We start from the raw sequence: 8,346 nt of genomic DNA, 5'->3' as shown, positions 1-8,346 counted from the left end.
ACGGAAAGAAGGCACAAATCTTTAGGCCGGATAACTCCCGATGAAAAGTTCTATCAAGAAATTAAAAATGTATCGTAATTATATCTTAGTTTAGTAAAAAGTTGTCCAGCAAATAGGGAGTATCATAATTCGTTAAGAAACCGTTCAAAACCTGTTTTCGAAAACCCTGTTAAGTCACGATAATATTCGTAAGTATTATAATAATCAAAAATCTTTTCACTTACAGATGCTATAGGAATTAGTTTTACATCGCTGCCTTCATGATCGTTTATTTTTGTTGTCGACCATAGAAATTGTTGACAAAAACCAATACTTGGCAATAGAATTAAGAAAAGAACAAAAATATTTTTCATAATTATGTCTAAGTTAGTTGCGCTATAAGGTTTAATTTGTTTCGAAAGAGCATTTATCGTTTTTTAAGATTTTTTATTACAACTAAATAGTCATCATTGAATGATAAAAGCACTTCTTCTGCAATTTGCCGTATAGATGCAATTAGTGGATTAAAAGTATAAGATGTTCCATCTCTGTTAAAAACAACTCCTGACGCTTCTCCTGACTTCAGATTATAATATTCACTGGCTACGTAAGGATCTACGTGACCACCTCCATCTTTATTGGATATAGCAAGAATGATATTTTTTCTAGTAAAATCAATTCCGTTACTATCTGTTAAAACAACTTCTTCTTCCCACCAATATTTCAAATTTACTTTTTCTTTTATTGGAATTAGCTTGCCGTGACCAAATATAGATTTTGCCTCTGGTTTAACTATGATATGTACAAGTCCATAAAAATTTTTAAAAAGATTTCCTTCAATTTTTTTTCCAGACGTAGACGTCATTTCCTTATCCATATGCAATTGATTCAACAAGGAATTAGAACGGTTTGTATGATGAAATAATACTCTCAGTTTTATTGAGATAGATTTATACACAATATATCCCCCATTATCATAAGCATCACATAAGCAGCGAATCTCTTCTAACTGTTCAACTAAATGTTTATGTAATTCTTCGTGAGTCAATTTTACATTCATCGTTTTTTAATATTATCTGCTATAATATCCATTTATTAATATAGGAAAAACGAATAAACTTCCAATCATATTGGAAAAATTACGCATATGTCTCAGGAAGAATTAGTTGAGGCGACTGGATTAGTTACTTTAAATCAAATTATTATAGATTCCAATAATTCTTTTTTATGTTTAACTGTCGTTAATACATCAACCATCTGCGGAATTTCTTTAAATAACATCTTAACATTAAAGTCATTCAAATTAGACATAATACCACTCTTAACACGGTCATGTTGAATAGGCGCTAAATACAATCCTATTATATCATATTTACCATTGTAATCGTGATAAACATTTTTAATATGATCAGGTACAGATGCTGCTTCAGCGGTCCATTGTTGAGATTTAGATTTTATTGTCGTTAATTCTACTACTAATAATTTATTGTCAACAAAAACTATTAAATCTGGATTTCCTTTAGGTCCACCTGGTGCTTGCGATGGTAATCCATATTTACCTATTTTACCACCCCAAATGACTTCGTCAATAATTTTAAATTCTTTTAAAGAATTGAATAATTTATAAAAAAGAAATTCTAATCTTGCTCCCCTCAGTGATTTATTATTTAAATAATCCTTACCTGTGAATTTGGTAAGAATATATAAATAACTACTATAGTTTTTGCAAAAATTGTTTGCTTCTATATGATTAATAATTTCAGTGGATAAATTTTCTAACGTAAATACATCCTCCTTTACAACATCATCATTATCCAAGAAAAGGTTTATTTTGTTAGTATATTTTTCAACTTTATATGATTTATGAACTTTTCCTGAATTTTTATCTAATATTTGAATATTATAAAAATTAGATTCTAAATATGGGAATATATATACATCATTTGCATTTAATAAATCGCCTGCATAAAATTTACCATTCTTTAATATTGTAAAAAGTAAAGCATCTGTAGACTTATTTACTAATTCAACATCCTTTGGGGTAGTTTTTATTTCTGGATTACCAATATATTCAATCCATAAATCTAAATCTTCTTTGAAGTCGTAAAAATCGATTTTACAATTATTTAATATATGATTAACTGTTTCAATTTTATCTTTATTCAAACGGATACAATTAACTTTTCTATACTCTTTATCAGTACTAGAATTGATTACAACTTCATCTTTGATAAGTAAATCCGTATAAGAACATAATTTTTGAAAATAACTTGTGGTGGGTGCTTTAACTAATGAAATATTACCTAGATGCGTTTTTTTAAAAACATCAATAAATTTGATTTGCTTATAATATTCTAAATCTCTAAAATTAGAAATTTCCATTATTTTTAAATCTATTTCATCTATACTACGAGTATTAAATACGTACAAAGCTAATTCTTCATAAGATAAATAATCTAATTTTTTTATTAAAGACAAAACAACATATAATGGAAATATAAATATATCTTCACAGTCTTTAAGAATTATAGGATTTGTAATTTGTAGCTTTATAAACTGCTGAAGATAGATATCTGAATAATCATAACTTGATTTATCTTTTTCAGCTAACGCTAGATTTGGATAGTCAAAATCGTTAACAAATTGTTCGGATTCTTTAAAAAGACAATAGCCGGCTTTAGTAACCCTAATAGTGTTAGGGGTTGTAGTATAATCTATATATAGGAAACCAAAATATTGAGGGATACTTGAAAGAAAAGTCAAATAACGAAACACGTATATAGGGTTGGTTAAGCGAAATTTTCCGTATATTCGTTTCGTTAAAACAGATGTTGGATGTCATTTGTTTAAAATAGAACCAATAGAGAAAATAGAATAGCAATACAGTTAACAAAATTTTGATTTTTTGGTTTATAATAGAGTTACAATACTAAAAACAGGTATGTCATGATAACAAAAATATATGATTTTAAAAACCTGAAGGGAGACTTTACCGGAGGAATCGTTGCAGGGATAGTAGCTTTACCTTTGGCACTGGCATTTGGTGTACAATCCGGCATGGGCGCCATTGCAGGACTTTATGGAGCAATAGCAGTCGGTATTTTAGCCGCAGCTTTTGGTGGTACCGAAACTCAGGCTAGCGGCCCTACTGGTCCAATGACAGTGGTTTCTGCCACATTTATTGCAATAGCAATTAGCATGACCGGAAGTCTTGAAAATGCGATGGGCATCATTGTCGCAACTTTTTTACTGGCTGGTTTATTTCAAATCTTTTTTGGATTTATAAATATCGGTAGCTACATTAGGTATTTTCCTTATCCGGTAATCTCCGGATTTATGAGTGGCGTTGGACTTATTATAATCTTATTACAAATATTTCCCTTCGCAGGACTTGGATCACCATCATCCACTTTTGGTGTTATAAAAGACATCCCTCATTTGTTTTCTGAATTTAATTTGGCTGCCATTGGGATTGGAGGTATGACGGTATTAATTTTCTATTTATTTCCGAAAATTACAAAAGCAGTTCCAAGTGCACTTGTTGCGCTCATAACAGCATCGCTTGTTGCTTACTTTTTTAAATTAAACATTCCACTTATTGGTGACATACCTGCCGGCTTACCATCCCTTAAAATAGATGGGCTATTCAGTATTGATTCCAAAGCTTATGTAATCATTATAGAATATGCGCTTGTATTAGCAGTATTGGGATCAATTGATTCGTTGCTGACATCTGTAATTGCAGATAATATAACAAAAACAAAACACAACAGTAATCGCGAATTGATTGGTCAGGGTATCGGTAATGCTGTAGCTGGATTGATAGGTGGAATACCAGGTGCAGGTGCAACCAAGGGAACGGTTGTAAATATCAATTCAGGCGGCAAAACTCGCCTTTCCGGAGTTATTCATGGTTTGTTTCTGCTGGTTGTGCTTCTTGGAGCAGGAAAGTTAGCTGCCTTTATTCCTATACCGGTATTGGCTGGAATTCTTATTCCTGTTGGCTTCAATATTATTGACGTAAAGGGATTAAAACATTTATTACATGTACCCAGAGCTGATGCAATTGTCTTGGTTATTGTTTTACTAATTACAACTTTTGGCAGCCTTATTTATGCAGTTGCCATTGGAGTGATTTTAGCTTCGGTGCTCTTTATGAAACGTTCAGGTGATATAGCCGAAAAAGGTACTTCGGGTTCTACCCTTGCTGATTTAAAAGGAGAGAAACCATGGGATGATGAAAAAAAGTTGTTCGAAGAATTCAAAGACAGCATATATGTAAAGCACCTTTACGGGCCTTTGTTTTTTGGCTTTACTTCACATTTTTTAAATCTGTTTAAAAATATTGATAAAAAAATAAAAGTCTTGATTATTCGAATGGATCGTGTTCCGCACATAGATCAAACAGGCTTGTATGCAATGGAAGAAACACTTTTTGATTTAAATAAAAAAGGATTACAAGTAGTTATTGTCGGTTTACAAAGTCAACCCGAGGATATGCTTCGCTCCATTGATATAATCCCGGATTTAATTCCGGAAAATCAGCTCTTTGAGAACATGGATATTGGTTTATCTTGGTTGAAGAAAGAACTTAACAAAGATATGACTACCCATTAGCATTGGGATTTTTACAAATGGTGAATTTAATTATAAAATTTAAGATGAAATAATATGGAAACTGAAAAAAATAAATTTGACCCTGATAAAAGTAGCGCAGATGAACTAGTAAAAACCGTGCTTAGTGCCGAGGAGCGCGCTAAATTAACTCCCGACCAAATACTTCAGGATTTTCTGGATGGTAATGAGCGGTTTAGAAACAATAATCTAACTCATCGGGATCACTCAGAGCAAATACGTAAATCTGCCTTTGGTCAATATCCTAAAGCGGTAGTTGTTAGCTGTTTGGATAGCCGTGTACCTGTTGAAGATGTTTTTGATCAGGGAATTGGAGATGTTTTTGTTGGTCGTATAGCTGGCAATTTTGTTAACGAAGACTTATTAGGCAGTTTGGAATTTGCATGTAAAGTTGCAGGAGCAAAATTAATTATAATAATGGGGCATCAACATTGCGGGGCAGTGATTGGTGCTATAGACGATGTTAAATTAGGAAACCTGACTACAACCCTTTCAAAGATAAAACCTGCTATAAGGATGAGCCAAAACTACAAGGGCAATATGACTTCCAAGAATGAAGAATTTGTAAAGATTGTATCTGAAAATAATGTAAGGCATGCCATTTCAACAATCAGATCAAAAAGCCCAATCTTAAAAGAAATGGAAGAAAACGGAGAGATAAAAATAGTTGGCCTCTTCTATACTTTAACCAAAGGAGAATTGATATTTGTTGACTAAAACGACATCCAACATTTTGTATAAGTAATGGCAGGTGTTGTGGTAAATATGAATTTTTGTAGCCCGCTCAAACTGCGTAGCGGTTTGACAGGAAAGTACCACGCAATCTGCCACTTCTCATACAATTTACCGTTATAGCCAATTTTAAAACAGACACAGAATGAAGAGAACTTTAACACTATTAGCCTTTTTCCCATTGACCTTAATGGCTCAACAAAGCGACTTTGGTAACTGGTTAATCTATTTTGGCGACAAAAAAATAAACAATCGTTGGAACTGGCATCACGAAGTACAGTACCGAAACTTCAACTTTATTGGGGACACTGAACAATTACTTTTAAGAACAGGTATCGGCTACAACCTAACAGAAAATAATAACAACATTCATCTTGGTTACGGTTTTATTTATAGCGAACCCTACATTGCAGGTACTGAGAATAAGGCTAACTTCAATGAGCACAGAATTTATCAACAGTTCATCACCAGACAGAGTTTTGGTCGAATTTCATTACAACACCGCTATCGTTTTGAACAACGATTTTTTGAAGACGATTTTAGACTTCGGTTAAGATACTTCTTGTCTACAAACATTGCCTTGAATCACAAACAAATGCAGGACAAGACTGTTTATCTCTCTATTTACAATGAAATTTTCGTGAATACAGAGCAAACCTTTTTAGACCGCAATCGATTCTATGGTGGTGTTGGGTATAGGTTTTCCAAAACTGTACGAACAGAAATTGGCGTAATGAATCAAACAACTAACAGTGTGTCAAGAAACCAATTGAATCTAATAACATTCGTAAACTTTTAAAAAAGCGGAAAAGCCGAACACCGTTTTACAAAGTAGGCAAAATTAAACAATAAACATAATGACAAAAAAGTTTTTAATCATTCCAGGGCTTGCTCTCGCTTTTTTAACAGCTTGTAACAACCCAAAACCGAGTGAGACCTCGGCAAATGAATCAGCAGTGAATCAAGCCAAAGCATTGGTACAAGAAGTGCTAACCAAAGAACAAAGAGACGCTTTAACACCAGATGAAATTATTCAAACATTCAAAGAAGGAAACGAACGATTCATCAAAAATGACCTTACAGCAAGAGATCATTCATCTCAAGTAAGAAAAAGTGCGAACGGACAATTTCCAAAAGCAGTTGTTCTATCTTGTTTGGACAGTAGAGTTCCAGTAGAAGATGTTTTCGATAGGGGAATCGGTGATATTTTCGTTGGCAGAGTTGCAGGTAATTTTGTAAACGAAGACTTACTTGGAAGTATGGAATTTGGTTGCAAAGTAGCAGGTGCAAAAGTTATTCTTGTACTTGGACACGAACATTGTGGGGCAGTAAAATCTGCCATTGATGACGTAAAGTTGGGCAACATCACTGCGATGTTATCTAAAATTCGTCCAGCAGTTGAGAAAGTTACTTACGAAGGCGACCGTACATCAGGTAATCCAGAGTTCGTGCATCAAGTATGTGAGAGTAATGTAAAAAATACCATCGAACAAATCAGACAAAATAGTCCAATTTTAAAAGAAATGGAAGACAGTGGACAAATCAAAATTGTTGGAGCTGTTTACGATATGGATACTGGTGAAGTAACATTTTTGTAGGAGAAAACTGGCTATAATAACTAAGCTTTCATCTTGCCCGTAGGGCTCGAGATGAAAGCCCGTTGAACGGAACCGGTTACTGGATGCCTATCTTTATGGAGTTTTCATTTTTAGGTTAGAAGATATTCGAGCAGGTGGAGGCCTGCTTTTTTGTTTTTTATGGTTTTAACTATTAATAATCAGTTTATTATACTGATTACCATCACTTCTGAACACAAGTTCCCTTACCCATAAAAGCTAATTTACAGGGACAAGTTTATGGTCAAGAAGGTAATCTTTTGGTGGACCTCTCTTTCCAAAAATCAATATCGTAACCAAGTTTCCTTCATGACAACAGCGACATTTAAGATGTTGCATTTTGGCTGCTTTTTCGGGTCTAGTAATTTTTAACGTATCTTGTAATTGCTGAAGCTTACCTCGTTTCCAGCGGCTACTTAAAATACCGTAATGACGAATACGAACAAATCTGCGCGGCAAAATGTGCAAGCTAAAACGTCGGGCAAATTCTTCATGTTTCAACTTCAGTTCCTTGGTTTTACTTCCGTCTTTATAATCTTTGTAGTTAATCGTAACTTCGTGATTGGTTACGTTTTTAATCCGATGATTGCTAATAGCTACTTTGTGTGTGTATCTACCTAAATATTCAATCACTTGTTTTGGTCCACCAAAAGGACGTTTGGCATAAACCACCCAATTCTTTTCGAATAATTGATTGTACAACGCTTGACTTCCTAAACTTTCTTTACGCATGGATGCCACAAATTTTGCTCGAAAAACCTTACTCAATGCTTTTACACAAAACAAGTATTTATCGGTTTTTATCTTGCGTTTCCAATTGCCATTTAAGTCAATTCCACCTCCAGGAATAATGCAATGAATATGCGGATGCAAACTCAGATTTTGTCCCCAAGTATGCAAAATTCCAATCATTCCTAAATGCATATTTTCAGTTTTTCCGAACTGAGAAAGCGTTGCCCAAACCGAATCAAACAAGATTTTATACATCAATTGTGGCTGACGAATCGTTAATCCATTAAGCGAATCTGGAAGGGTAAAAACCACATGATAATACGAACAAGGCAATAAATCTTGTTCGCGCGCCTGAATCCATTCTTCACGTTTATGACCTTGACATTTCGGACAATGACGATTCCGGCAACTGTTGTAGCTAATGCTGATAGTTCCGCAAGTATCACAAGCATCTACATGTCCGCCCAAAGCAGCAGTTCGGCATAAAGTCAGTGCTCTGAGTGTTTTCTCTTGATGAACGGTAAAGTGGAACTGCAACTAAAAATGAGAGACTTTTTTATGCTGCTGCTAATTTTTCTTTTTTCAACAGCATTTCCTCCATCTGCTTAGGGGTTTTATAACCTAAAGCCGAATGTATTCTTCTGGTATTGTA

Annotated in this window: 7 protein-coding genes; 4 read left to right on the top strand and 3 right to left on the bottom strand. The window is 33.9% G+C overall.

Annotated features, from left to right (window positions below; genetic code table 11):
• Positions 1 to 406: 406 nt before the first annotated feature.
• The gene (locus FLS47_RS15400) at positions 407 to 1,039 is read right to left on the bottom strand and encodes a hypothetical protein (RefSeq protein ID WP_149915233.1); all 633 of its coding nucleotides are present in this window, start codon (positions 1,037 to 1,039) and stop codon (positions 407 to 409) included.
• 134 nt (positions 1,040 to 1,173) lie between these two features.
• The gene (locus tag FLS47_RS15395) at positions 1,174 to 2,754 is read right to left on the bottom strand and encodes an AlwI family type II restriction endonuclease (protein WP_188347453.1); all 1,581 of its coding nucleotides are present in this window, start codon (positions 2,752 to 2,754) and stop codon (positions 1,174 to 1,176) included.
• Between the two features lie 171 nt (positions 2,755 to 2,925).
• Between FLS47_RS15395 and FLS47_RS15390 the strand changes: the two genes are divergently transcribed.
• The 4 genes from FLS47_RS15390 (at position 2,926) to FLS47_RS15375 (ending at position 6,944) form a co-directional block, all read left to right on the top strand.
• Positions 2,926 to 4,596, top strand: a complete 1,671-nt coding sequence (locus tag FLS47_RS15390; RefSeq protein WP_149915231.1) for a SulP family inorganic anion transporter — start codon at positions 2,926 to 2,928, stop codon at positions 4,594 to 4,596.
• Between the two features lie 54 nt (positions 4,597 to 4,650).
• Positions 4,651 to 5,331: a carbonic anhydrase family protein gene (locus tag FLS47_RS15385; RefSeq protein WP_149915230.1), complete on the top strand. Its 681-nt coding sequence runs from the start codon at positions 4,651 to 4,653 to the stop codon at positions 5,329 to 5,331.
• 160 nt (positions 5,332 to 5,491) lie between these two features.
• Positions 5,492 to 6,145 (top strand): DUF2490 domain-containing protein, encoded by a 654-nt coding sequence (locus FLS47_RS15380; RefSeq protein ID WP_132779067.1) that lies wholly within the window; start codon positions 5,492 to 5,494, stop codon positions 6,143 to 6,145.
• A gap of 58 nt (positions 6,146 to 6,203) precedes the next feature.
• Positions 6,204 to 6,944 carry a carbonic anhydrase family protein gene (locus FLS47_RS15375; RefSeq protein ID WP_149915229.1) on the top strand — a complete coding sequence of 247 codons (741 nt, stop codon included), beginning with the start codon at positions 6,204 to 6,206 and terminating at the stop codon, positions 6,942 to 6,944.
• Positions 6,945 to 7,181: 237 nt separating this feature from the next.
• Here the strand turns inward: FLS47_RS15375 and FLS47_RS15370 are convergent, their stop codons facing one another.
• Entirely contained in the window at positions 7,182 to 8,231 is a 1,050-nt protein-coding gene (locus tag FLS47_RS15370) for an IS91 family transposase (protein ID WP_149915228.1), read from the bottom strand.
• Between the last annotated feature and the right edge of the window lie 115 nt (positions 8,232 to 8,346).

This window comes from Sphingobacterium cavernae (assembly GCF_008520265.1).
GTDB classification, from domain to species: domain Bacteria; phylum Bacteroidota; class Bacteroidia; order Sphingobacteriales; family Sphingobacteriaceae; genus Sphingobacterium; species Sphingobacterium cavernae.
This window is presented reverse-complemented; position numbering and strand designations above follow the sequence as displayed.